Source organism: Bradyrhizobium australiense, assembly GCF_013114825.1.
Lineage (GTDB): Bacteria > Pseudomonadota > Alphaproteobacteria > Rhizobiales > Xanthobacteraceae > Bradyrhizobium > Bradyrhizobium australiense.
This window is the reverse complement of the sequence record NZ_JAAVLX010000003.1, coordinates 943,428-969,014: the sequence shown is the minus strand read 5'-3', so window position 1 is coordinate 969,014 and position 25,587 is coordinate 943,428. Positions and strand designations below refer to the sequence as shown.

The window sequence follows — 25,587 nt, the reverse complement described above, 5'->3', positions numbered from 1 at the left end:
CCGACTTCCAACACGTTCACAACCTTCGCACAACCGCTCGACGATCTGGCTTTTAATCCAATAATATCAGATGCTAGTCCTGGTTTTAGAACGGGACCGCGATACCCGATCGAGGTGAGATGTGAGGCTCATTCGCTTTGTCTACCTCGTCGTGATGGAGGCGTTTTATACCTTCCTCGCCGATGATGGCTGGGCGATTGCAAGCCATATCGCGCTGTCGACTTTGATGGCGCTATTTCCATTCCTGATCGTGCTGACGTCGCTCGCCGGCTTTTTCGGCTCCAAGGAACTCGCTGACGGTGCCGTGGCACTGCTGCTGCAAACCTGGCCGCAACAGGTCGCGGACGCGTTGTCAGGAGAAATCCACGACGTGCTGACCACGACGCGCGGCGGCGTCCTTACTGTCGGCGCGGTGCTGGCGGTCTATTTCGCCTCCAACGGCGTCGAGGCGCTGCGGGTCGCGCTGAACCGCGCCTATTCGGTGGTCGAGCCGAGGCCGTGGTACTGGCTGCGGCTGGAATCGATCGGCTATACGCTGGTCGCCGCTTTCACCTCGCTGGCGATGGCGTTCCTGATCGTGCTCGGTCCGCTGATCCTGGAGACGGCCCGCCGCCACATTCCGTTCTTCGTCGAGAGCAACGAAAGCCTTCTCACTTTCGCCCGCTACGGCATCACGATCACTGCGATGACCGTGGCGCTGTTCGTGCTGCATGCCTGGCTGCCTTGCGGCCGGCGGAGCTTTCTGCAGATCCTTCCCGGTATCGTCTTCACGATGGTGGGGTCGCTGATCTCGGGCATCGTGTTCGGCCAGTATCTGGCGCGCTTCGCCAGCAACTATGTGACGATGTATGCGGGGCTTGCCTCGGTCATCATCGCGCTGGTGTTTCTGTACTTCATTTCGGCGATTTTCGTCTTCGGCGGCGAATTGAACGCAGCCATCATGAAGTCGCAATTGCCGAAGGGCATGTCGCTGCATGCAGCGCAGTCGCCAGGGCGCGCGGGCTCACAGGCTTGACCAGAAAGATCTCGGCGCCGGCGGAGCGCGACGCCGCCTCATCCTCGCTACGTCCGGATATGCCGATGATCGGAATGTGTCCGAGCGGCGGCTCCAGCGCGCGAATGCGCCTGATTGCCTCAACGCCGTCGATGCCCGGCAGGACCATGTCCATCAACACCGCATCGAATGAGCCCAGGGCGAGGCGCTCGGGCGCCACCTCGCCCTGGCCGATGAACTCGGTCTGGTGACCGAGTTCGGTCAGGATCGCGTTGAGCACGACGCGGCCGAACGGGTTGTCTTCGACACTGAGCAAGCGCAGCGGTCGCGGCGAACTAATCGATACCTCGCCATCCGCGCCGGACGCCACCGTCACGGCGTCCTTTGCGGGCGACATCATGACATTGAGGGTAAAGGTGGTGCCGCCGCCGCGCCGTTGCGTCACGGTGACGTCGCCGCCCATGGCACGCGCCAGTTGCTTGACTGACGACAATCCGAGCCCGGCCCCGCCGAAGCGCGATGCAATGGAGACATTGGCCTGCGAGAACGGGCGGAAAAGGCGCCTGATTTCGCCGAGCGTGAGGCCGATCCCGCTGTCGGAAACCGCGAACGCGACGGCGACCTTGCCCTTCGGGCCGCGCGCAGGCGTAACTTGCAGCGCGACGCTGCCCTGTTCGGTGAATTTCACCGCGTTATCGATCAGGTTCTCCAGCGCGGCGCGCAGGCGAACGGGATCGCCGATCGCAAATCCCGGGAGCTTTTCGGAAATCTCGACCGACGATTTCAGGCCCCTGGCCGCCGCCCGTCCGGTCAGCGAATCGCCGGCATTGCGGGCGAGCGTATGCAGGTCGAAAAAATCCTGCCGTACCTCGAGCCCGGGACCGCCGCTCCGTGCGGCATCGACGAACAGGGTCGCAAGGCTGGCCAAGTGTTCCGCGCCCGCCTTGATAGTGTCGACCCAGCGCCGTTCGCGTTCGTCGAGGTCCGAGGTCGCGAGCAGGTTGCTGATCGCGAGAATGCCGGTGAGCGGCGTGCGCACCTCGTGCGCAAAGGCCGCCAGCGCGGTCTCGACCATGCCGGGCGCAGCGATGGCGGACTTGCGCGTGCCGGGTTTTTTAACGGCGCGGGATACACGCTTTTTCGCTCGCCGCTTCTTTGCTGTTCCCGTGGTGCCTGTTGAGCGCCGCTTTGCCGCCATGGTCCCCCTTCCTCTGCCGCGACCAGCATGACACGCGATGGCGGCTGGTGTCACGGAGACGTTTTCAACAACCCCCAGTGGTGTCATCGGGGAACGGCAGGCAAACCGACGCGGCTGCGAATTTCCGCTGGCGTGGCACCCTGCCCACGCAATTCGCGCAAGGCCGTGGCTTGCGTCGATTTCGAGAGCTTGTGTCCCGACGCATCTTCGATGAGCCGGTGATGCCGATACACCGGTTGCCGGATACCAAGCAACTGCTGCAACACCAGGTGGACGCTCGTCGACCAGAACAGGTCCCTGCCCCGCACCACGTCGGTAACCCTCTGCAGGGCGTCGTCGATCACCACGGAGAGATGATAGCTGGTCGGCGTCTCCTTGCGGGCCAGGATGACGTCGCCCCACGCTTCGGGGCGCGCGGCGACGACGCCGGTCTCGCCGCCGGGCCCTGCACCGTCTTCCCGCCAGGCCAGTTCCTTCGTGCGCGCGAGCGCTTTCTGCATGTCGAGCCGCAGCGCGTAAGGTGCGCCCTGCGCGATCAACTCGCGGCGCCGGTCTGGCGGCAGCGATTTCGCGGCGCCCGGATAAAGCGGCGCCCCGTCGGGATCGCGCGGCCAGGACGCTTCGGTTTCCCGCTGCGCGACGAGGCGGGCGATCTCGGCGCGGCTCTCGAAGCTCGGATAAATGAGGCCTAAGCCTGCCAATTTTTCGACCGCCTCGCGATAGCGCGAAAAATGCTCCGATTGCCGCCGCACCGGCGTTTCCCAGGAAATCCCGAGCCAGGCGAGGTCTTCGTAAATCGCCGCCTCGAATTCCGGCCGGCACCTGGTCGCGTCGATATCCTCGATCCGCAGCAGAAATCTTCCGCCGGCGCGGCGCGCGAGGTCGAAATTCAGCAGCGCCGAATAGGCGTGGCCGAGATGGAGATAGCCGTTCGGGCTGGGAGCAAATCGGAAAACGGGTGGCGGCATTGATCTCTTTCGCGGGACATGGTGGTTTTAAGGGGCAATGACCATCCACCTCAACAGCCAGTCCGACCTCGAAGACGCCGTCCACGCATTGGTCAAGCAAGACCCAAGGCTCAAGCCGATTTTTGAGCTCACAGGCATGCCGGCGCTGCGGCAGCGCGAGCCGGGATTCGCCGGGCTGGCGGCGATCGTATGCGGCCAGCAGCTTTCCACCGCAAGCGCCGGCGCGATCTGGGCGCGGCTTACAGCCGCGTTCGATCCGTTCGATCACGAGGTCATCCGCAAGGCCCGCGCCGACCGGCTCGGCCGGCTTGGGCTTTCGGCCGCCAAGATCAAGACGCTGAAGAATATCGCGCGCGAACTGGCAGCCGAGCGGCTCAATCTCGACGTGCTGGCGGAAGAGGATGCGGATGCCGCCCACCATACGCTGACCGCGCTGCCCGGCATCGGCCCGTGGACGGCCGACGTCTATTTGCTGTTCTGTCTCGGCCATGGCGACGCCTGGCCATCCGGCGACCTCGCGGTGCAGGAGGCGATCAAGATCGGGCTTGGCCTGAAGACGCGCCCGACCGCCAAGCAGATGGCGCCGCTGGCAGAGCCGTGGCGCCCGCTGCGCGGCGCGGCAGCGCATCTGTGGTGGAGCTACTATCGCGTGCTGAAGAAACGCGAAGGCGTGCTGGCGAGCAAGCCTTGAATCGTGTCCCGGACGCGGTGCAGCGCATAGCGCTGCTCCGCAGAGCCGGAACCTATCTCATTGCGTGCCATGCCTCATGGATCCCGGCTCAGCAGCGCATCATTGCGTGCTGCGCTGCGTCCGGGGAACGGAGACCGGTCGTGCAGCCCCATCTTTCGTTGTTCTACCCCCTCAGCCGCATCCGGTCTTCCCGCGCGGAGCCCCTGACGAAATCGATCACGGCGCGCACGGCAGGCAGGTCGACGAGATCCGGATGCGCCAGCAGCCAGAGATCGGCCACGCTGACGAGTTTTTGCGGGGCGACGCGAACCAGTTCCGGATAGGCGGCGGCCACGAAGCAGGACAGCGTTGAAATTCCGAGACCGGCGCGTGCGGCGGCGAGCATGTCGCCTTGCGACGAGCAGCGCATCACCATCGAGCCCTGCCGCGTAATCGCGTCGCTCCAGCGCGCCAGCCGCTCGTTCGACAGCCGGTCGGCAAAGCCGATGACGCTGTGACCCTTCCATTCGTCGCGCCGCTCAGGCAGGCGCCGCCGCGCGGCGTAGTCGCGCGAGGCGTAAAAGCCGGTGCCGAGGCGGCCGATCTTGCGGCCGATCAGGTTCTCCTCGCCACTATCGACGGGGCGCAGCACGACATCGGCCTCGCGGCGGCGGACGCTCGCCGGATACGGATGGGTGATGATCTCGAGCTGGATGTGGTCGTGCTTGCGCAGGAACGGCCCGAGCCTGGGCATCAGCCAGTGCGAGGCCAGTGTCGCCCCAATCGACAGCTTGACCACGCCGCGGGCCTGCACGCCCGCCGCCGAGACCGCGGCCTCGGCGCGCAACGCCGCCGCCGCCATCGCATCGACATGCTCGCGAAATTTCTGTCCGTGCGAGGTCAGTGAAAGACCTTCGTTGGATCGGGCGAACAAGGGAATGCCGAGCTGGCCTTCCAGTTCGGCGATCTTGCGCCCAACCGTCGGATGGCTGGAGCGCAAGCGGCGCGCGGCCGCCGCGAAGCTGCGGGTCTCAGCCACCGCGACGAAGGTCTTGCATAGCTCCCAATCCATCAGCTCCTCGCCCCCAATCTCGCGGCGTGCTGTTTATTTCTGACTGATTACCTGTTCAATATTGAACAGCCGGGGCGTGCCGTCCAGCCCTATAATGGACCCCAATATAATAGCGCTCGGCCCGCAGCTCCGCCCGGCCCGGCGCTTTCAAATCAACATTAATCGACGCGTTCCCGGCACCGCCGGCTTTGCGTTGCAAGGGAGAGACCGAATGCCGTTGCCTGCTTCGCTTGCCAATTCGCTCGAACTGCCCGTGGTCGGTTCGCCGCTGTTCATCGTTTCCGGGCCCGAGCTCGTGATCGCGCAATGCAAAGCCGGCATCGTCGGCTCGTTCCCGGCGCTGAACGCGCGTCCCGTCGAAAAACTCGACGAATGGCTGAGCCGAATCGAGAACGAGCTCGGCGAATACAAGGCGCTGCATCCGGACAAGAAGGTCGCGCCCTACGCGGTCAACCAGATCTGCCATTCGTCCAACGACCGGCTGATGAAGGACATGGAAACTTGCGTGAAGCACAAGGTGCCGGTCATCATCACCTCCCTGCGCCCACCGATCGAAATCGTCGACGCCGCGCATTCCTATGGTGGCGTGGTGTTCCACGACGTGATCAACGTCAAGCATGCGCGAAAAGCGGCCGAGCATGGCGTGGACGGCCTGATCCTGGTTTGCGCCGGCGCCGGCGGCCATGCCGGCACGCTGTCGCCGTTCGCGCTGCTGCGCGAGGTGAAGCAGTGGTTCAAGGGCACCGTCCTCTTGTCAGGCGCGATCTCCGACGGCTGGGGCATTGCATCCGCGCTCGCGCTCGGGGCCGACATGGCGTACATGGGCACCCGCTTTATCGCCACCGCCGAAGCCAATGCCGATCCGGCCTATAAAGCCGCGCTGATCGAACACGCCGCGCATGACATCGTCTATTCCAACCTGTTCACCGGCGTACACGGCAACTATCTCGGCCCTTCCATCGCTGCCGCCGGACTCGATCCGAACAATCTGCCTGTTGCCGACAAATCGAAGATGAACTTCGGCTCCGGCGGCAACATGAAGTCCAAGGCATGGCGCGACATCTGGGGCTCCGGCCAAGGCATCGGCCAGATCGCGGATACACCGCCGGTCGCAGAGCTGGTGGAGCGGCTTAGGTGCGAATTCGCCGACGCAAGCGGCGAATTTCTCAGGCGGGCGCGCGCTTCCTGAAGACGCACGAAATCAAGCCAACAAGAAACAATGGAGGGACGGAAACATGAGGTTATCACGACCTGTATTGACGATCGCGCTGGCGCTGCTGGGGAGCGCCGCGGCACTCGCCGACGATAAGGGCGAAATCCGCATCGGCCAGACGTTGCCCTACAGCGGCCCGGCCTCCGGATTCGGCATCATCGGCCGGGCCCAGGAAGCCTATTTCGAGAAGATCAATGCCGAAGGCGGCATCAACGGTCACAAGATCAAGTTCATCAGCCTCGACGATGCGTACTCCCCGCCGAAAACAGTGGAGCAGACGCGCAAGCTGGTCGAGCAGGAAGAGGTGCTGTTGATGTTCGGCTCGCTCGGGACCGCCACCAACAACGCGGTGCATCGCTATCTCAACAGCAAGAAGGTGCCGCAGCTCTTCGTGCTCAGCGGCGCGACCAAATGGGCCGATCCGAAGAATTTTCCCTGGACCATGCCGGGAATGGCCGCCTATCAGTCCGAAGGCGTGGTCTATGCCAAGCATGTCCTGGAGGCCAAGCCTGACGCAAAGATCGCCATTCTCGCGCAAAACGACGATTTCGGCCGCGACTATGTCGCCGGATTCAAGCGCGGGCTGGGCGACAAGGCCGCAAGCATGATCGTATCGGAAGCCAGCTACGAGACCAGCGCGCCGACCATCAGTTCGCAGCTTGCGACGCTGAAGGCTTCCGGCGCCAATGTGCTGTTCGGCGTGGTGCTCGGCAAGTTCACCTCGCAGATGATCAAGGGCGTCGCCGAGATCAACTGGAAGCCGGACCTGTTCTTCGTGCCGACCTCGGCTTCGTCAATCTCGTTCCTGGAGCCGGCCGGCCTGGAAAATGCAGTCGGCCTGATCTCGTCCAGCAACACGAAGGACACGCTCGACGTGCAATGGGCCAAGGACGAGGGCGCCAAGGAGTATTTCGCCTTTATGAAGCAGTATCTGCCCAATGCAGATCTGAGCAATTCGAACTACGCTGCCGGCTATCACTATGCGAGCCTCATGGTGAAGGTCCTGATCGCTTGCAAGGGCGATTTCAGCCGCGCCAACATCATGAAACAGGCGGCGTCGCTGCGCGACGTGCAGTTACCGCTGCTGCTGCCGGGCATGACCGTGTCGACCGGTGCCGAGGACTACTTGCCGTTCCAGCAATTGCGGCTGCGGCGCTTCGACGGCAAGAGTTGGGTCGGCTTCGGCGAAATTCTGGACGACCGCTAGGGCTTGCGGCCGCGACCGAGGAGGAAGAATTGACGTCGATCATCAGCGGCGAACGCCAAATCAGCTACTCCGACACCCGCGCTCGTATCGCGCGGGCGGCGACAGGCTTCAAGGCGCTCGGCGTGAGCGGCGGCACGCCCGTCGGCATGATGCTGCGCAACGATTTTGCGTTCTTCGAAGTCTCGGGCGGCGCAGCCGCACTGGGCAGCCCCGTGGTGCCGATCAACTGGCATCTCAAGGCCGAGGAGGTCGCCTACATCCTGGCCGACAGCGGCGCCAAAATCCTGGTCTGCCATGCCGACCTGCTGCCGCAGATCACGGACGGCCTGCCCGCCGATATCAGGCTATTGGTGATGGCAACGCCGCCGGAAATCGCCGCAGCCTTCCACGTTGCGCCGTCGCTGACGCAAGTTCCCGACGCTATGACGGATTGGGACCGCTGGCGCGACACGCACGCACCGTCGCAGGAAGCGCCGATCGGCAGCGCGCCGATGTTCTATACCTCGGGCACCACCGGCCTGCCCAAGGGCGTGCGGCGCAAGCCGATGACGCCGGAACAGGCCGCGGCTTCCGCGCGCGTCGGCATCGCCTATGGCGTCAAGCCGAACCGGGACCAGGTCATTCTCATGAACGGCCCGATGTACCATTCGGCGCCGAACTCCTACGGCATGCTGGCGTTCCGCAGCGGCTGCAAAATCGTGCTCGAACCGCGCTTCGATCCCGAAGACATGCTGCAATTGATCGAGCGTCACCGTGTGACCCACATGCACATGGTGCCCACGATGTTTGTCCGCCTGCTGCGGCTGCCGGATGAAGTGAAGCGCCGTTATGATCTGTCGTCGCTGCGCTTCGTCGTGCACGGTGCTGCGCCCTGCCCGCCGCAGGTCAAGCGCGCCATGATCGAGTGGTGGGGGCCTGTCATCAACGAATATTTCGGCTCGACCGAAACCGGCATTCCGGTGTGGCATTCCGCCGAAGAGGCACTCGCAAAACCCGGCACCGTCGGCCGCGCCATCGAGGGCGGGATCGTCAAGATATTCCGCCCCGACGGTTCGCTTTGCGGCGTTGGCGAACCCGGCGAGATCTTCATGCGGCAAACTTCCGTGCCGGATTTCGACTATCACGGCAAAGCCGAGGCGCGGGCCGAGGCCGGGCGCGAGGGCCTCGTCAGCGTCGGCGACGTCGGCTACCTCGACGAAGACGGCTATCTGTTCCTGTGCGACCGCAAGCGCGACATGGTGATCTCCGGCGGGGTCAACATCTATCCGGCAGAGATCGAGAATGCCCTGATCGGCATGGACGGCGTGCGCGACTGCGCGGTATTCGGTGTCCCCGACGACGAATTCGGCGAGCGGTTGTTCGCCTGCATCGAGCCGGAGGCGAATGCGGCGCTGTCGCCCGCCGCGGTGCAGGAATTCTTGCGCGGACGCCTCGCCAATTTCAAGGTGCCGAAGGACATCCAGTTCATGGACGCGATGCCGCGCGAAGCCACCGGCAAGATCTTCAAGCGTAAGCTGCGCGATATGTATGCCGAGGGTAGACTGCGCGCGATTGGGTGAGGGTTCGCCCTCTGCACCCTCCACGTCATTGCGAGAAGCGTAGCGACGAAGCAATCATTCTCTCCCTTACATGGCGAGATGGATTGCTTCGCTTCGCTCGCAATGACGGCGAGGCATTCCGACATGAAATCGAACAGTGTTTTAAACATCATCGCTGTTGCAAAACGGTCATCGGACGGCGCAAAGATTGCTGCACGTAAAGCGCAGGGATCGAGACCATGCAAGCCACCGACTTTGTCGTCGCCCGCAACGATCTGCAGCAATGCAAGGTGATCGAAAGGCCACTGCCCGACGCGGCCGCGCTGCCTGACGAGGCGCTGCTGGTGAAGGTGACGCGCTTCGCCTTCACCGCCAACAATATTACCTATGCCGTGCTCGGCGATCATCTGAAGTATTGGCAGCTGTTTCCGGCGCCTGAAGGTTTCGGCAACGTTCCGGTATGGGGATTTGGCAAGGTGATTGCCTCAAAGCATCCCGGGATTGCCGAGGGCGAAACCCTGTTCGGCTACTTTCCGATGGCGACGCATCTCGTCATCGAGGCCGCCGATATCAGCAAGCGCGGCCTGCGCGATGCTGCCGCGCACCGCCAAGGCGTGGCGCCGGTCTATAATGCGTATGCGCGGGTCAGCGGCGATCCGGCGTTCGCAGGCAGACAGGGCGACTATCAGGCGCTGCTGCGCCCCTTGTTCATGCTGTCGTTCCTGGTTGATGACTTTCTCGCCGAGAACGAATTTTATGGCGCGAAAAGCGTGATGCTGTCCTCGGCTTCCAGCAAGACCGCTTACGGGCTAGCGCACCTTCTGCATGCGAGGAGCAACGGCATCAAGACGATCGGCTTGACCTCGGCGGGCAACACATCCTTCGTCAAATCGCTTGGCTGCTACGACGAGGTCGTGACCTATGAAGATATAGGCTCGCTGCCGACAAATTCCGCGGTCGTGTATGTCGACATGGCCGGCAACAGCCCATTACGTGCGACGCTGCACGGGCACTTCGGCGAGCAAATGAAGTATAGCGGAATCATCGGGCTCACGCATCGCAAGTCATCGCCCGATGAACCGGCGCAGGCACTGCCGGGCGCCAAACCGCAATTTTTCTTCGCGCCGGATCATATCCGCAAGCGCGCCAGGGGCGGCGTCGACATGCGTTTTGGTGCCGCGTGGTCCGGCTTCGTTCCGAACCTGGAACGCTGGATGAAGGTGATCGAGAACCATGGACCTGCGGCAGTTCAACGCGCCTATCTCAATACCCTCAACGGCCGCGTGCCACCGGATCAGGGGCTGATCCTGTCGCTGGCATGACAGCGCGGCGTGAAGGCGGCTAGCTTGGCCAATCATGCTCGAAGCATCGGTTCGTCCGGCGCGTATGTTTGCTCAACATGGAACGACTTGGCCGTGATCAGCCAGGCGTCGTCGATGCGATGAAATAGCAGGTAATCGAGATAGAGAAGCGTATCGATCCGGACGCGAACCTTGACTAACGCCTGCGTGGGGGATGCAAAATCCACCAGCAACAGTTGCTGCAGACGCGGCGCCTCCTTCGATTTGGGCGATGGCCCGGCAGCCAGCGCGTTCTTGAATTCCTGCGCCGACAAGCGACGCAAATTTCCATCTCGCAATCCGTGCAATTGGGCACTTGGCGCAAATACCGCGTCGAAGCGAGATACGTCACCATCAAACATCAGATCGAAGTAGCGCTCCACCGCCTCAAAGAGAGACTGGTAATTGGCATGGTCGGACATCTGGCTCGCTCGATTCGTGGGGTTGAGCCGTCACCGTGCCATAAGATGCCGAGGCAGGTCCTTGCTAACTGTGCCAATTTCGAGGAAAGTTGCGCAATTCTGTGCTCTTCTCAGCTATATGTTTGCGTCGATATGCCAAATGCAGACCTGGATCCAATTGACCGCCGCATCGTGGCCGAGCTGCAGGCCAACGGCCGTCTGACCAATGTCGAGCTGGCCGACAAGATCGGCTTGTCGCCTTCACCGTGTTTGCGTCGCGTCAAGCGACTGGAGCGTAGCGGGTATATTGAAGGTTACCGGGCAGCGTTGCGGCGCGACCGCATCGGGCTTGGCTTTTCGGTGTTTCTCGGAGTGAAAATCGAAGGGCATGCCAACGAACGCGCGCTGCAGTTCGAGAAGGCCGTCGTGGCGATGCCCGAGATTATCGCGTGCCACCTCGTCTCCGGCGAAGCCGACTATTTCCTCGAAGTCGTCGTGCCTGATCTAGCCGACTATCAGCGCTTTCTGGTGGGCAAGCTCCTCAACCTGCCAATCGTGCGCGAGGTACGCAGCAATATTGCAATCCAGACCCTCAAAGCTGGAGCACCATTGCCTCTCCAGCACCTCGAAACACCGAAACCTCAAAAACTTCAGCAGAATGCGAGGCCTGGACGATCGGAACGCCGCAACCGGCGAAGCTAGATCGGCCAGCGTGGTTGGATGCCTCTCTTCCAGCGCCGTCCGTAATGGGTATAGGCTCCGGTACAGGGAAAACGCCGCGAAGACGGCCGGTGATGGGAAACGCCCATGCTCGACAGGACGGACGACAGCTCGGTAGCCGCCGACACTTGGCTTGGGCAGTTTGAGGAAGCGCTCGGAAAACCTGACGACGAGCTGCTGAAGACGCTGTTCCATCCCGACAGCTACTGGCGCGACGTGCTGGCGCTGAGCTGGAATATTCAGACGCTGAATGGCGCCGACGCGATTCTGGAAGCCCTTCCGCCGCTGGCCTGCCGCATGGCTCCCACGCGCTTCGCGATCGCTCCCGATCGCGCTGCGCCGCGCAAGGTGATGCGGGCCGGCACCAACGCCATCGAGGCGATCTTCAAATTCGAAACCAGGGTCGGGCGAGGCAACGGCATCATCCGCCTGATCCCGGATGCGGACGACGGCAACCGGCTGAAAGCCTGGACGCTGCTGACCGAACTTGGCGAACTCAAGGGTTTTGAGGAACAACTCGGGGTCGATCGGCCGCGCGGCAACGCCTATTCGCGGGATTTTCGTGGGCCGAACTGGCTCGACCTGCGCAAGGCTTCCGCCGGCTATGCCGACCGCGACCCGACCGTCCTCGTCATCGGCGGCGGGCAATCCGGGCTCTCCATTGCCGCGCGGCTGAAGCAGTTGAACGTCGATACGCTGATCGTCGATCGGGAAAAACGCATCGGCGACAATTGGCGCAAGCGCTATCACGCGCTGACGCTGCATAACCAGGTGCAGGTCAACCATCTGCCCTATCTGCACTTCCCGCCGAACTGGCCGACCTATATTCCGAAGGACAAGCTCGCCAACTGGTTCGAGGCTTACGTGGAGGCGATGGAGCTCAACTTCTGGACCGAGACCGAGTTCGAGGGCGGCAGCTATGACGAGCAGGAAGGCCGCTGGACAGTGACGCTACGTCGCGCCGGCGCTGGGCGCATCATGCATCCGCGCCATGTCGTGCTGGCGACCGGCGTTAGCGGCATCCCGAGCGTGCCTAATATCCCGGGACTAAAGGATTTTGCCGGCAAGGTGATGCACTCCAGCCAGTATGATGACGGCGAGAACTGGAAGGGCAAGCGCGCCATCGTGATCGGTACTGGCAATAGCGGCCACGATATCGCGCAGGACCTGCATTCGAGCGGCGCTCATGTCACGCTGTTCCAGCGCTCCTCCACATTGGTCGTCAGCATCGAGCCTTCGGCACAACTGGTCTACGCGCCCTACAACGAAGGCACGCTGGAGGATAACGACCTGATCGTGACCTCGATGCCGCTCAAGCTGGCACGCAAGAGCCATGCGTTGACCGCTGAGAAATCCAAGGCGCTCGACACGGAATTGCTCGAAGGTCTGTCGCGCGTCGGCTTCAAGCTCGATTTCGGCGAGGACAACACCGGCTGGCAGTTCAAATACCTCACCCGCGGCGGTGGCTATTATTTCAATGTCGGCTGCTCCGATCTCATCATCAAGGGCGACATCGCGCTCAAGCAATTCGCCGAGCTCGATACGTTCACGGCGGCAGGCGCCAAGATGAAGGACGGTGAGACCATTGCCGCCGACCTCGTCGTTCTCGCAACCGGCTACAAGCGCCAGGAAGAGCTGGTGCGAAAACTGTTCGGCGAGGCGGTCGAGAAGCGCGTCGGGACGATCTGGGGATTTGGCGAGGAGCAGGAACTGCGCAACATGTATAAGCGGACCGGCCAGCCCGGCCTGTGGCTGATCGCCGGCGGCCTTGCACAATGCCGCATCGGCTCAAAGTATCTGGCGCTGCAGATTAAGGCGATTGAGGAAGGGCTGTTGCCGCGAGGCGCATGAGTTCCGCCTCCCTGATTTGCCTGACGATAAAGGATGCCGCGCGGCGCCAGGCCTCGTCATTATCGCCGCGGAAGCTGACGAGGCGCTCGAACACCACCTTCCGAGCCTTCACGTCGATGATGTCGAATTTCGCCCATTGCACGAGCGTGCTCATCTTGTGAACGCTGCCGATGACGAGAAGGTCGGCGCCGGCCGCCTGCGCCTTGCCGAGCAACTGACCGGCATCGAGGTCGCCGACCGAACAGCCGTTTGGCGGACAATCGAGGCCGGCGTTTCGCAGCTTTCCGCTCGCCGCCAGATCGTTGCGCAGCGAAGCTTCGAATTCGCGCAGGCGACGCACATGGTCGGCGCTTTGATCGATGACCTCGCCCGAGGTGTCGACATATTCGATTTCGGCGACCGCGAAAATGAGCGGCTTGTCCTGCGCCCGCGCTAGCAGACGGTTCTGGATCAGCCACCGCGCCCCGCGGCTCCAGGCCACATTGGCGCCCATGCGCAAGTCCGTCTGCTCGACCGCAACGATCGAACCGGACTTGGCGTCGCGTATCTTGTAGGTGACCGCGTATTCCGTTCGGGTGATGCGCGAGACGATCCCGACCATCGACTGATCTGCGCCAAGGCCGGCGGCGATCTTGGCTTCGCAGCCCTCGCAATCCCGCAGCTTGCTGGCTTTCGCCGCCCGGTCGTTCGCAGCGCTGACGTCGACCAGTTGATAGCGTCCGGACGCCGCGATTAGCCGACGGGCTTCCTCCGTCGAAAGCCGCAATTGCTCGCGGTCGACGTCATCAGGAGGGACGTAGGCCGCCCCGGCGCTGAAATCCTCCAGTTCGAACGGAAACACCGCAATTTTGATCGGAGACGGCGCGGCCGTTTCGGCGGCCCCAGCCGTTGCGAGCGACGCCAGCACAATGGCCGGAGCGAGGATAGCGGCGATGTAGCGCATGGAGCACCTGGAACTGATAATGCGGAGCTGCCTTCGTCACGATATCGACCGATCTGTGGCCCTGCCGAAACGGCAGCTTTCCCTGGAACGGCCGGGTGAAATACCCGATCTTGGCGTGCCCCGCTTTCTTCCCGGCGAAATTTGCTTCTATATTCGAAGCCGATGGGAGGGAGCTTGCGACAGGCATCCAACTCCGTGGCGAGGCCTGCGCCCGCCATCGATCTGAAGCTGCGGCTGGCGTTACGCGTCGCGGCGCTCGCGGCAGTTTGCTTCATCGCCGTCGCGGCCTACGCCTTGTTCGACAGCGACCGTGTCGCCAGGGCCAAAGCGAGCCGTATCGCCGAGATCGTGGCCCGCGATCTCTCGTTGCAGCAATCGCAGGCGCAGTGGCTCTCGGTGTCCATCAACGTAACGCCGGATTTGCAGAGAATCGCGTCGCTGATGGAGCCGGGACTCTGCATTGCCTACCGGGACAACGCCGGCGCGTTTCGCCAGGGCGTCTGCAGCGGGGCGCCCGCCCACGAAATGGCCGCGCCCGAAATCTTCGCCTCCCTCTATCGCGTCATCTTTCGTCCGGGTGAACCGGTCTCGCTGCCGGTCCTCGTTGCCGGCAGTGCACGGGGCATGGCGGTCGCGACCTTCGACCCCGCCACGCAGATCGGCCAGAGCTGGCGCGACGCAAGCCGGCTGCTCTCGATCATGGCTTGCGCGCTGGCAGGGCTTTGTGTTGCGGTCTACGCCGCGCTGGCGCGCGCGCTGCGGCCAACCCAGGCCATTGCCACGGGGCTGCAGCAACTGGCGGCGAACGATCTCTCCGCCCGCCTGCCCCGCTTCGATCTCGCGGAATTGTCGGCCATCTCCGGCGTCTTCAACGCCCTTGCGGAGCGGCTGCAGGCAACGCTTGCCGAGCGCAACGCCTTGACGCTAAAGCTGATCGAAGTGCAGGACGAGGAGCGGCGCCATCTTGCGCGCGAGTTGCACGACGAATTCGGTCAATCGCTTTCCGCGATCGCGGCGCAGGCTGCCGCCGCCGGCCACACCGCGGAGCGCGAATGCCCGCCATTGTACGAGGAATGCCGCGGCATCTCGCGCACGACGGCACATATGATGGAGACCCTGCGTGGCGCGCTGGTGCGCCTGCGTCCACCCGATGTCGAGGAACTTGGTCTTACCGGCAGTCTCGAGAGTCTGGTTGCGAGCTGGAATCGTTTTGAGAAAGGCCGCACCCAATTTGAGATTGCCGTCACTGGCAACGCCGACGATTTGTCGCCTGGTGTCAGCGCCAGCCTTTATCGCATCGCGCAAGAGGCGATTACCAATGCAGCAAAACATGCGCAGGCCCGGCGCGTGCAATTGCGTCTCGAAGCTGGAGACGCCGACGTCGTCCTGACCGTCGAGGACGACGGCGAAGCGGCGCCGGCTAGCCTCACGCCGAAAGCCAGCATGGGACTGCTCGGCATGCAAGAGCGCGTGGTTTCGCTCGGAGGGACCTTGCAATTCGAGCGGAGAGAAATGGGCGGCGCCCGGCTTGTCGCCCGCATTCCCAGCATGCGGGTGGAGCTTTAGAGATGGCGGATACCGGCGGCCGAACGCGCGTGATGCTGGTGGACGATCATGCCATCGTGCGCGAGGGCTATCGCTCGCTGTTGCAGAAGCAGGATCGCCTGCGAGTCGTCGCCGAAGCGGGCAACGGGGCCGACGCCTATCGCGTCTACAAGGAAGCCAGGCCCGACCTCGTCATCATGGACCTGTCGATGCCAGGGATTGGCGGGGTCGAGGCCATCAGGCGCATCCGGCAATGGGACAAGTCGGCGCGCGTCCTCGTATTCACGATGCACCAAAGCGCTGCCTATGCGGTCCAGGCGATCAAGGCGGGAGCACGCGGCTTTGTCACCAAAAGCAATCCGCCCGACGCGCTGCTGCGCGCGATCACTGAAGTCATGGCCGGACGCATCGCACTCAGCCCCGATATCGACCACGAACTCGCCATCAACCGCCTCGCCGACGAGCCTTCAGCGATCGACGCGCTTAGCCCGCGGGAATTCGAAATCCTGCGCATGCTGCTGGCCGAGAAGTCCGTGGATGAGATCGCAAACACGCTGCATATCAGCGTCAAGACCGCGGCCAACACGCGCTATCAGATCCGCACCAAGCTCGGCGTCGCCTCCGACATCGAACTGGTACGCCTGGCGCTTCGCCAGCGCATCATCGCGGCGGAGGATATGGGAGGATAGTCCATAAGAAACGTGCCATGCTCAAATCCCTCTCGTGCTTAGGGCAGCTCTCTGCAACACTGCCGGCCATTAAATATCAGATGGGGAGAAGCGCATGTCGACCATTCTCGGTTCGGGCGAACACCGTTATCGCGTGGTGGAGAACTGGGCGAAGCTTCCGGACGGGTGGAGCCTGACCGACGTCGCCTCCGTCGCGGTCGACAGCAAGGACCGCATCTACCTCTTCAACCGCGGCGACCATCCGATGGTGGTGCTCGACCGCGAGGGCAATTTCATCAAGAGCTGGGGCGAAGGCCTGTTCAACCGCGCCCACGGTTTGCACATCGATGCCGACGACAATCTGTATTGCACCGATGACGGCGATCACACCGTGCGCAAGTGCACGACTGACGGCAAGGTGTGGCTTACGATCGGTATCCCGAACAAGCCGGCGCCGTTCATGAGCGGCGAGCCGTTTCACCGCTGCACTCATACCGCGCTGTCGCCAAAGGGGGAGATCTACGTCTCCGACGGCTACGGCAATGCCTGCGTCCACAAATATTCGCCTGACGGGAAGCTGCTCATGACCTGGGGCGAGCCCGGCACCGATCCCGGCCAGTTCAACATCGTCCACAACATCGCAACCGATTCCGACGGCTGGGTCTATGTCGCGGACCGCGAGAACCATCGCGTGCAGGTGTTCGACGGCAACGGCAAATACGAGACGCAGTGGAATTTTCTGCACCGGCCGTGCGCGCTGTGTTGTTGCGGCGGCAAGCAGCCGACGTTCATCGTCGGCGAGCTCGGTCCCGGCATGGCCGTGAACCGCAAGGTGCCCAATCTCGGCCCGCGGCTTTCGATCGTGGATTCGAAGGGCAAGCGCATTGCTCGGCTCGGCGGCGAGAGCGGCCCGGGGCTGGAGGCCGGCAAATTCCTCGCGCCCCACGGCATCGCGCTGGATTCCAGGGGCGACATCTATATTGGCGAGGTCGGCGTCACCGACTGGAAGACCAGCTTTCCGGATACGCCGATGCCGCCGGAGGTCGGGGTCACGCGATGCCTGCAGAAGCTGGAAAAGATCTAGACTGTTGCTAACGGCAAAGCCTTGCTACGGCAGCGCAGGACCGGCCCCGTCCGTCAAACAGGCTGTCTAGCGCTTAGCGGCGCCGGTGAGGCTGCTTGCCCGATGCACCGCCAACACGAGTTGGGGCTCGTTTCAGTCCTCCATGGCGCAGACGTAGGCGCCGCTTGCAGTTTCGCAAGTGAGGCTGGCGGTATTTCAACGTGCTTTCCGCTCCGCCAGACGTTACCTACCGCAACGGGAAACGAGATGAGGAACTTAGGATGACTTCAATCCGGCCCTGCACCGGAGGGTGACGCCGCTATCTCATCGCATCGATCAATCTTCAAAATATGGGAGTTGAAAATGGGTGCTCCGTCCCCCGAACTTTGCAATCTCTGGCTGGCACGCGCGTTCAACGTACAGGACGTTGACGCCGCTGCAGCGATGTACCACCCCGAAGCCGCGATCGTTCAGGTCGACGAGGTCCATGGCGGCCGCAGTGTCGCGCGCGGCGCCGACGGCATCCGCAAGACGATGGCGGCCTACGTCGGATTGAAGCCGCACATGGATGTCGTTACTCATCATACGACGGTTTCCGGCGACTTCGCGATGACGCGCTCGCAGTGGCTGATCAAGGGCACCGACGAACACGGCAAGCGCACCGAGGTGCATCACCACGGTATGGAAGTTCACCGCCGGATGCCCGACGGCACCTGGGTGTTCTTCATGGATCACCCGTTCGGCGCCGATCCGGGCTGGGCGGTCGAAGCTCCGCCGCACACCGAATAGTCGGCCCGCATAACCTGCCCCGGAGGATTGCCAATGCAAGAAACTTGCCGGGCTCGCCAGCATCGTCGCCGCGCTCAGTGTCGGGGTGATCAGCCCCGGCCCCAGCTTCGTGATGGTGGCGCGCGTCGCGGTCGCATCAAGCAGGATTCGGGCGCTTGCCACAGCACTTGGCACGCGGCCGGCGCCGTTATGTTCGGTCTGGGCGTGAGGCTCGTTACCAGTGCCGCCAAACCGTAGACGCGAGCGCGACGATAGACCTCTTCGTCGTTCCCGTATGGAGTTATCGGAAATGCGTGTCTTCCCGTCGGATCGCCCGGCGCGGGCCTCCTATCACGATGGATTGACCGTGAACGTCCGCCATTGGCGGGCTCAGGAACCGAGGCTTTTCCGGCGCCAGGGCGGAGAATCACGCATTCCCCCTGCTGGATAAGCCCCGGAGCGCTCTTCACAATCCCGTCACGCTGCCTGTAGTATGCAGGGCACACGCTGCTTCGCAGCTAACATGGGGGTCAGGAGCGTTACTTGAACGCACATGTCTCGCAGGGCGGTTGGCCGGTACTGGTGCTGAACGCGGATTTCCGGCCGCTGAGTTACTACCCGCTGTCTCTCTGGTCGTGGCAGGACGCGATCAAGGCGGTGTTTCTCGATCGCGTCAACATCGTCGAGCATTACGACCGCGCGGTGCACAGCCCGAGCTTCGAGATTCAGCTTCCGAGCGTGGTATCGCTCAAATCCTTCGTCAAGCCGACCACGCATCCCGCATTCACCCGCTTCAACGTCTTCCTGCGCGACCGCTTCGTCTGCCAGTATTGCAACGCGCATGACGACCTGACCTTCGATCACATCATTCCGCGCAGCAAGGGCGGCCAGACCACCTGGGAGAACGTCGTCGCGGCGTGCTCGCCATGTAACCTGCGCAAGGGCAATCTGACGCCGCAGCAGGCGAGGATGTTTCCGCGGCAAGCGCCGTTCGCGCCGACGGTGCATCAACTGCATCGCAATGGCCGATTATTTCCGCCGAACTATCTGCACGATAGCTGGCTGGATTATTTGTATTGGGATACCGAGCTCGATCCGTAAGGAGCGGTTCAGCGACCGTAGAGCGAGATACTCATTCGCCATCGAGACGGTGATTGGCGCGTCCTGGCAGACCCACCAATCACCTCGCGACTTGCTCAGATCTGATAGTCCATGTCGGCCATACCCGCACCCGCGCCCGCAGCCATCGGCGGGGCCTTCTTCTTCGGGAGCTCAGCGACCATTGCCTCGGTGGTGACGAGCAGGCCAGCTACCGAAGCGGCGTCCTCAAGCGCAGTGCGCACCACTTTGGTGGGATCAATAATGCCCCTTGAGATCAGGTTGCCGAACTCGCCGGTCTGGGCATCAAATCCGAAGGCGTAGGTATCTTTGTCCAGGATCTGTCCGACCACGAGCGAGCCATCCTCGCCCGCGTTGATCGCGATCTGGCGGGTCGGCCACGAAAGCGCTTTCTTGACGATCTCGACGCCAAAGCGCTCATCCTCGTTGGCGGCTTTCAATCTGTCGAGCGCCTTGACGGCACGGAGCAGGGGAACACCGCCGCCGGGCAAAATGCCTTCCTCGACTGCCGCGCGGGTCGCATGCAGCGCGTCGTCGACGCGATCCTTGCGCTCCTTCACCTCGACCTCGGTCGCCCCACCGACACGGATCACCGCGACACCACCCGCGAGCTTGGCGAGCCGCTCCTGGAGTTTCTCACGATCGTAGTCGGAGGTGGTCTCCTCGATCTCAGCCTTGATCTGGGCAATGCGAGCGTCAATATCAGCCTTCTTGCCGCCGCCGCTTACGATCGTGGTATTCTCCTTTTCTATCCTCACATGCTTGGCGTGGCCCAGCATCTTGATGGTCACGCTCTCCAGCTTGATGCCGAGATCCTCCGAAATCATAGTACCGCCGGTAAGGATGGCGATATCCTGGAGCATCGCCTTGCGACGATCGCCGAAGCCGGGCGCTTTCACCGCCGCAACTTTCAATCCGCCACGCAGCCTGTTCACGACGAGGGTGGCGAGCGCCTCCCCCTCCACGTCCTCGGCGATGATGAGCAGCGGCTTGCCTGACTGCACGATGGATTCGAGCAGCGGCAGCATTGGCTGCAGTCCCGACAGCTTCTTTTCGTGGATCAGAATGTAAGCATCTTCGAGCTCGACCCGCATCTTTTCGGCATTGGTGATGAAGTAGGGCGAGATGTAGCCGCGGTCGAACTGCATGCCCTCCACCACTTCAAGCTCGGTCTGCAGCGACTTCGCCTCCTCAACGGTTATTACGCCGTCATTACCGACCTTCTTCATGGCGTTGGCGAGAAAGCGGCCGATCTCGGCGTCGCCGTTGGCCGAAATGGTTGCAACCTGCGCGATCTCGTCGTTCGAGGTGATTTTCTTGGAGTTCTTCTCGATATCTGCGACCAAAGCCTCGATCGCGACATCTATACCGCGCTTGAGGCCCATCGGGTTCACTCCTGCCGCGACCGCCTTGGCTCCCTCCCTGACGATCGCCTGCGCGAGCACAGTGGCAGTGGTGGTGCCGTCGCCAACCCGATCGGACGTCTTGGACGCGACCTCGCGCACCATCTGGGCGCCCATGTTCTCGAACTTGTCCTCGAGCTCGATTTCCTTGGCGACAGTGACGCCGTCCTTGGTGATGCGCGGCGCGCCGAACGACTTTTCGAGAACGACGTTCCGACCTTTCGGGCCGAGCGTTACTTTCACCGCATTCGCGAGAATGTCGACGCCGCGCAGCATCTTCTCGCGGGCATCGACCGAGAACTTCACTTCCTTGGCTGCCATGGTCTTGCTCCCTACGATACCATTCCTCTCGCTGATGACGTCGGGCGGGGGTTCAAGCGGCTTTTCGACTGGTGCCGGCTTCGACCAGCACGCCCATGATGTCGCTTTCCTTCATGATCAGGTATTCGGTGCCATCGATCTTGACTTCCGTGCCTGACCACTTGCCGAACAACACGCGGTCGCCAGTCTGAAGGTCGATCGGAACGAGCCTACCGCCCTCGTCACGCCCTCCAGGCCCCACCGCCATGACCTCGCCCTGCTGCGGCTTCTCCCTGGCGGTATCAGGGATGATGATGCCTCCGGCGGTCTTCTCCTCGGCCTCGATGCGCTTAACGACTACCCGATCGTGAAGCGGACGGATTTTCATTGTCCTCCTCCCACGCTGGATGTGGTGTTCGGCTGCAGTATGCGACCTAGGTGGGTCAGTATTGCGCTTCAAGGCCTTCTGAAAAAAATGGATGTTTGCCGGGCCCGTGGGCGCGGAAATGCCGGCGCGTGCTCCCAAGCAGGCTACGGTTCATTGGCGAGCCGGGTTCGAGAACGTCGATTGTTCTTGCCAGCAAGCATGGTCCTTGGGCTGGCGGTCGCAGCAATCTGGACGCCGCCCTCGACTTCGGTCAGAACCTTCCTGTCAGCGGATTAGGCTTGGACGGTGACACCCCTCGTTCGCAGTGCAAAAAAAGGGCTTAGGGAAAGCCGACCGACTGGAGGACTCCAATGCTCATCCCCATTGCCGATGTGCCGCGCTGGTATACCGAACGCAAACCGGCGGACACGATCGCGATCAGCCACGGCAACGATACGCTCACCTGGCAGCAACTCGAGCGCAACGCCAACGCCCGCGCGCGGGCCTTTGCCGCCAAAGGCGTGAAGCCCGGCGATTTCGTCGCCATCGGCCTTCCCAACTGCAACGTGTTTTTCGAAACCACCTTTGCGGTGTGGAAGTGTGGCGCGACGCCGACGTCGCTGACCTGGCGGCTGCCGCGTGGCGAGGCCGCCGCGGTGCTCGACATTCTCAAGCCATCTCTCGTGGTCGGTGGCCAGCCGGACTGGAACGCGCCGAACTCGCTGCCCGCCGATTTCCTCCCCGAAGATTTTTCGGACGAGCCGGTGATCAATCCGGTGGCGCGTTACTGGAAGGCGATGACCAGCGGCGGCTCGACCGGACAGCCCAAAGTGATCCTCGATCACATGCCGGCGGTGGTGGAGACAACAACCCCATCGCCGCTGGGCATTCCGCAGAACGCCTCGCTGCTCAATCCCGGCCCGCTCTATCACAACGCGCCGTTCATCGTGTCGCATACCGCGCTGTTCAATGGCGGCCGCGTCACCGGCCTCGTCAAGTTCGACGCTGAGGAGACGCTGCGCCTGATCGAGAAGAACCGCGTACAATGGGTCAATTTCGTGCCCACCATGATGCACCGGATCTGGGCGCTGCCGGACGAGGTGCGTAACGCCTACGACCTGTCCAGCCTGCAGATCGTGTTTCACATGGCTGCTCCCATGCCGCCATGGCTGAAAGAGAAATGGATCGAGTGGCTCGGGCCGGAGCGCATCTACGAGCTCTATGGCGGCACCGAGCGACAGGGCGCGACGATCATCTCCGGCACCGAATGGCTGACGCACAAGGGCTCCGTCGGCAAGATCGGCGACACTTGCCGCTTAAGGATCATCGGCGAGGACGGCAATGACGTCGCCCCCGGCGAAACCGGCGAGATCTATTTCCTGCCCAATGACGGACCCGGCTCCACTTACCACTATCTCGGCGCGGAACCGAAACGCCGCGCCGACGGCTGGGAATCGCTCGGCGATATCGGCCGGCTCGACGCGGAAGGTTACCTCTATCTCGGCGACCGGCTCGCCGACATGATCCTGCGCGGCGGCGCCAATATTTATCCGGCCGAAGTCGAGGCTGCGGTATCGGCACATCCCGATGTGCGTTCCTGCGTCGTGGTCGGCTTGCCCGATCCCGAATTCGGGCAGCGGGTGCACGCTATCCTCGAACTCGACCGGGGCACAGACGCGCAGGCCGTCGCCGACGGCATGGCAGCGTTCCTGGCCGACCGGCTCAGCCGCTACAAACACCCGGAAAGTTTCGAGGCCATCCATATTTGCCTGCGCGACGATTCCGGCAAGGTTCGCCGCAGATTGCTGTGCGACGAACGTGCCGCCTGGCTGAAGGAGAGCCGCGATTTCCGGATCATGCCGGCCCGGGCGCGGGCAAAGGTGGAATGATCCTGAAAGGCCCTGGAACAATTGTGAATCTGCCCCGTATGAGTCGCATGCCGGCTCATTTTGGGGAACACTTTCAAGACGGCCGTTTGCAGCATAGATTGTGATGAATTTCCCGCGCTCTCGCCCTTACGAAACGCGCGCCGGTTCGCCAGGAGACCATCCATGCCCTCTTTGACCGAATGGAGAGTGCCGCCCGCAAACCAGCCGCGTCCGGGCGATTATGCTTTCGACCTCGACAAAACCTTGTCATCGGTGGTCGGGCTGCATTCGATCATTCCGCCCGATGCCTTCAGCGCCGAGACGCTCGGCACCGAACGCGCCGGCAATGGCGTCGTGATCGACGACGGGCTGGTGCTGACGATCGGCTATCTCATCACCGAGGCGGAGGCCGTCTGGCTGCACCGCGGCGACGGCCGCGTGGTGGAAGGGCATGCGCTCGGCTTCGATTTCGAGTCCGGCTTCGGCCTGGTGCAGGCGCTCGGCGACCTCGACCTCGAACCGCTGCCGCTCGGTTCTTCCGCCGCCGCCGAGATCGGCGACCGCGTCGTGGTCGGCGGCGCCGGCGGGCGCACGCGCTCGGTCGCCAGCCAGATCGCCGCCAAGCAGGAATTCGCGGGCTATTGGGAATATCTGCTGGATGAAGCGATCTTCACCCATCCCGCGCATCCTAATTGGGGCGGCACCGGGCTGATCTCGAGTCGCGGCGAACTGATCGGCGTCGGGTCGCTGCAGCTCGAACGCGAGCGCGAGGGCAAGGCCGAGCACGTCAACATGATCGTGCCGATCGATCTCCTGAAGCCCGTGCTCGACGACATCAGGAAGTTCGGCCGCGTCAACAAGCCTGCGCGGCCATGGCTTGGCATGTACACCACCGAAATCGACAACCGCGTCGTGGTGGTCGGCATTGCCGGCAAGGGACCGGCGGCACTCGCCGAGCTCAAGACCGGCGACGTCATCCTTGCGGTCAACGGCGATAAGATCACCAGCCAGACCGGCTTCTATCGGAAGTTATGGTCGCTCGGACCCGCCGGCGTCGACGTGCCCCTCACGGTCTATCATGAGGGCGTCACCTTCGACGTGGTGCTGAGCTCGACCGACCGCGCCAGGCTGTTGAAGGCGCCAAGACTTCATTAGATTGAGGCTGCATTGAAGTAAGGAATGCGTGATGAGCGAGGCCGTGGTGGACGACATCGTGGCCGTGCTGCCGCCGCTGCTGCAATCGCTGGAGGCGCTCGGTTTTATCGCGCGCTACCTCAACCCGCCGGATTTCGACCGCGTAATGGAGGCCGCAGGCCGGCCTGACGACGCCTTGCGCGCGGTTCGGCCGCGACTTGAGCAGTGGCCCACCGGGTTCGCCGACATCAAAGCCTCGCTTGAGGCGGCGAGCGATGCGGCACTGGCGGCGTTCGCCGGTCTCCGCATCGTCCAAAGTGGCAACGGCGATTTCGTCAGCCTGTTTCGCGCGCTTCGATACGCCCCGCGTGCACAGGAGGCGCTATATGCGGTGTCAGCGAAATTGCCGCCGGTGAGCGAGTTCTTCATCGATCCTTCGCTGCGGAAAGACGCGGATCTCGCGGCACGGCTGGCGGCGCCAGCCAATGAAAACACCGGCATCTTTCACAATCACAATGAGCCCGGCAGCCGCGGCGGCTTCTCGCTCTACGTGCCGGAATATTATACGCCCGAGCGCGCATGGCCGCTGGTGATGGCGCTGCATGGCGGCAGCGGCAATGGACGCGGCTTTCTCTGGAGCTGGCTGCGCGACGCCCGCAGCCGCGGTGCGATCCTGGTCGCTCCGACGGCGACCGGCTCGACCTGGGCGTTGATGGGCGACGATATCGATACGCCAAACCTGATGCGCATCCTGGAATCGGTGCGCTCAAGGTGGAATATCGATGCGGACAGGATGCTGCTGACCGGAATGAGCGATGGCGGCACATTCTGTTACGTGACCGGCTTCGATGGCGCTTCGCCCTTTACCCACCTCGCGCCGGCATCGGCGACGTTTCATCCGCTGATAGCGGAAATGGCCGATGCCGACAGATTGCGCGGCCTGCCCATCCATATCGTGCATGGCCGGCTCGACTGGATGTTCCCGGTGCAGGTGGCGCGGCAGACTGCCCAAGCGCTATCTGCCGCAGGTGCCAACGTCATCTATCGCGAGCTCGACGATCTCAGCCACACTTATCCGCGCGAGATGAATGCAGAGATACTGCAATGGCTGAACGGCCAGACTTGACCATCGACGACGCCGCCGACACAATCTAGTCTGAATTTATCTCTATGCGTAGAACAACTTAGCCAACAACGTGGGGGCGTTGATCAGACCGGTTCATTGCAACCGCGACAG

At 62.8% G+C, this 25,587-nt stretch carries 23 protein-coding genes; 16 read left to right on the top strand and 7 right to left on the bottom strand.

Annotated elements, in window-relative coordinates:
* Positions 1-121 precede the first annotated feature (121 nt).
* Positions 122-1,015 (top strand): YihY/virulence factor BrkB family protein, encoded by an 894-nt coding sequence (locus HCN58_RS11710; RefSeq protein WP_171579465.1) that lies wholly within the window; start codon positions 122-124, stop codon positions 1,013-1,015.
* Here HCN58_RS11710 and HCN58_RS11705 read toward each other — a convergent pair.
* Complete coding sequence (locus HCN58_RS11705) at positions 939-2,192, bottom strand: ATP-binding protein (protein WP_171579464.1); 1,254 nt, start codon at positions 2,190-2,192, stop codon at positions 939-941. The genes HCN58_RS11710 and HCN58_RS11705 overlap by 77 nt on opposite strands.
* Before the next feature lie 83 nt (positions 2,193-2,275).
* The gene (gene gluQRS, locus HCN58_RS11700) at positions 2,276-3,160 is read right to left on the bottom strand and encodes a tRNA glutamyl-Q(34) synthetase GluQRS (protein WP_171579463.1); all 885 of its coding nucleotides are present in this window, start codon (positions 3,158-3,160) and stop codon (positions 2,276-2,278) included.
* 37 nt (positions 3,161-3,197) lie between these two features.
* Here gluQRS and HCN58_RS11695 point away from each other — a divergent pair, with 37 nt between their 5' ends.
* Positions 3,198-3,851: a DNA-3-methyladenine glycosylase family protein gene (locus tag HCN58_RS11695; protein ID WP_171579462.1), complete on the top strand. Its 654-nt coding sequence runs from the start codon at positions 3,198-3,200 to the stop codon at positions 3,849-3,851.
* A gap of 163 nt (positions 3,852-4,014) precedes the next feature.
* On the opposite strand, the gene HCN58_RS11690 is transcribed toward HCN58_RS11695, so the two are convergent.
* Positions 4,015-4,902 (bottom strand): LysR family transcriptional regulator, encoded by an 888-nt coding sequence (locus HCN58_RS11690; protein WP_171579461.1) that lies wholly within the window; start codon positions 4,900-4,902, stop codon positions 4,015-4,017.
* A gap of 211 nt (positions 4,903-5,113) precedes the next feature.
* On the opposite strand from HCN58_RS11690, the gene HCN58_RS11685 reads away from it, so the two are divergent.
* From HCN58_RS11685 to HCN58_RS11670, 4 genes are all read left to right on the top strand, one after another.
* Positions 5,114-6,091, top strand: coding sequence for an NAD(P)H-dependent flavin oxidoreductase (locus HCN58_RS11685; protein ID WP_171579460.1), 978 nt, complete (start codon positions 5,114-5,116; stop codon positions 6,089-6,091).
* A 46-nt stretch (positions 6,092-6,137) separates the two neighbouring features.
* The gene (locus tag HCN58_RS11680; protein WP_171579459.1) at positions 6,138-7,322 is read left to right on the top strand and encodes an ABC transporter substrate-binding protein; all 1,185 of its coding nucleotides are present in this window, start codon (positions 6,138-6,140) and stop codon (positions 7,320-7,322) included.
* Positions 7,286-8,881, top strand: coding sequence for an acyl-CoA synthetase (locus tag HCN58_RS11675; protein ID WP_283814559.1), 1,596 nt, complete (start codon positions 7,286-7,288; stop codon positions 8,879-8,881). Before HCN58_RS11680 ends, HCN58_RS11675 begins: the two co-directional genes overlap by 37 nt.
* A 218-nt stretch (positions 8,882-9,099) precedes the next feature.
* Entirely contained in the window at positions 9,100-10,182 is a 1,083-nt protein-coding gene (locus tag HCN58_RS11670; protein ID WP_171579457.1) for a DUF2855 family protein, read from the top strand.
* 32 nt (positions 10,183-10,214) lie between these two features.
* Here HCN58_RS11670 and HCN58_RS11665 read toward each other — a convergent pair whose 3' ends face one another.
* Positions 10,215-10,622, bottom strand: coding sequence for a nuclear transport factor 2 family protein (locus tag HCN58_RS11665; protein ID WP_171579456.1), 408 nt, complete (start codon positions 10,620-10,622; stop codon positions 10,215-10,217).
* A gap of 132 nt (positions 10,623-10,754) precedes the next feature.
* Here HCN58_RS11665 and HCN58_RS11660 point away from each other — a divergent pair, with 132 nt between their 5' ends.
* Together HCN58_RS11660 and HCN58_RS11655 are read left to right on the top strand one after the other, a co-directional pair.
* On the top strand, positions 10,755-11,303 hold the full coding sequence (locus tag HCN58_RS11660) for an Lrp/AsnC family transcriptional regulator (protein ID WP_171579455.1): 549 nt from the start codon (positions 10,755-10,757) through the stop codon (positions 11,301-11,303).
* A gap of 105 nt (positions 11,304-11,408) precedes the next feature.
* Positions 11,409-13,172 (top strand): flavin-containing monooxygenase, encoded by a 1,764-nt coding sequence (locus tag HCN58_RS11655; RefSeq protein ID WP_171579454.1) that lies wholly within the window; start codon positions 11,409-11,411, stop codon positions 13,170-13,172.
* Here the strand turns inward: HCN58_RS11655 and HCN58_RS11650 are convergent.
* Positions 13,132-14,115: a DUF2380 domain-containing protein gene (locus HCN58_RS11650; RefSeq protein ID WP_171579453.1), complete on the bottom strand. Its 984-nt coding sequence runs from the start codon at positions 14,113-14,115 to the stop codon at positions 13,132-13,134. The two genes, HCN58_RS11655 and HCN58_RS11650, sit on opposite strands and share 41 nt — an antisense overlap.
* A gap of 174 nt (positions 14,116-14,289) precedes the next feature.
* Between HCN58_RS11650 and HCN58_RS11645 the strand changes: the two genes are divergently transcribed.
* From HCN58_RS11645 to HCN58_RS11625, 5 genes are all read left to right on the top strand, one after another.
* Complete coding sequence (locus HCN58_RS11645) at positions 14,290-15,681, top strand: sensor histidine kinase (RefSeq protein WP_235983538.1); 1,392 nt, start codon at positions 14,290-14,292, stop codon at positions 15,679-15,681.
* A 2-nt stretch (positions 15,682-15,683) separates the two neighbouring features.
* The gene (locus tag HCN58_RS11640) at positions 15,684-16,349 is read left to right on the top strand and encodes a response regulator (protein ID WP_235983536.1); all 666 of its coding nucleotides are present in this window, start codon (positions 15,684-15,686) and stop codon (positions 16,347-16,349) included.
* Positions 16,350-16,443: 94 nt separating this feature from the next.
* The gene (locus tag HCN58_RS11635) at positions 16,444-17,412 is read left to right on the top strand and encodes a peptidyl-alpha-hydroxyglycine alpha-amidating lyase family protein (RefSeq protein WP_171579451.1); all 969 of its coding nucleotides are present in this window, start codon (positions 16,444-16,446) and stop codon (positions 17,410-17,412) included.
* Between the two features lie 342 nt (positions 17,413-17,754).
* Entirely contained in the window at positions 17,755-18,180 is a 426-nt protein-coding gene (locus tag HCN58_RS11630) for a YybH family protein (RefSeq protein ID WP_171579450.1), read from the top strand.
* A 522-nt stretch (positions 18,181-18,702) separates the two neighbouring features.
* Positions 18,703-19,260 (top strand): HNH endonuclease, encoded by a 558-nt coding sequence (locus HCN58_RS11625; protein WP_171579449.1) that lies wholly within the window; start codon positions 18,703-18,705, stop codon positions 19,258-19,260.
* Positions 19,261-19,355: 95 nt separating this feature from the next.
* Here HCN58_RS11625 and groL read toward each other — a convergent pair whose 3' ends face one another.
* Entirely contained in the window at positions 19,356-21,002 is a 1,647-nt protein-coding gene (gene groL, locus HCN58_RS11620) for a chaperonin GroEL (RefSeq protein ID WP_171579448.1), read from the bottom strand.
* Positions 21,003-21,054: 52 nt separating this feature from the next.
* Positions 21,055-21,369 carry a co-chaperone GroES gene (gene groES, locus HCN58_RS11615; RefSeq protein WP_171579447.1) on the bottom strand — a complete coding sequence of 105 codons (315 nt, stop codon included), beginning with the start codon at positions 21,367-21,369 and terminating at the stop codon, positions 21,055-21,057.
* Between the two features lie 350 nt (positions 21,370-21,719).
* Between groES and HCN58_RS11610 the strand changes: the two genes are divergently transcribed.
* From HCN58_RS11610 to HCN58_RS11600, 3 genes are all read left to right on the top strand, one after another.
* On the top strand, positions 21,720-23,237 hold the full coding sequence (locus HCN58_RS11610) for an AMP-binding protein (RefSeq protein WP_171579446.1): 1,518 nt from the start codon (positions 21,720-21,722) through the stop codon (positions 23,235-23,237).
* A gap of 162 nt (positions 23,238-23,399) precedes the next feature.
* Positions 23,400-24,371: a S1C family serine protease gene (locus tag HCN58_RS11605; protein ID WP_171579445.1), complete on the top strand. Its 972-nt coding sequence runs from the start codon at positions 23,400-23,402 to the stop codon at positions 24,369-24,371.
* Between the two features lie 31 nt (positions 24,372-24,402).
* Positions 24,403-25,476, top strand: a complete 1,074-nt coding sequence (locus HCN58_RS11600) for a carboxylesterase family protein (RefSeq protein ID WP_171579444.1) — start codon at positions 24,403-24,405, stop codon at positions 25,474-25,476.
* The last annotated feature ends 111 nt before the right edge of the window (positions 25,477-25,587 follow it).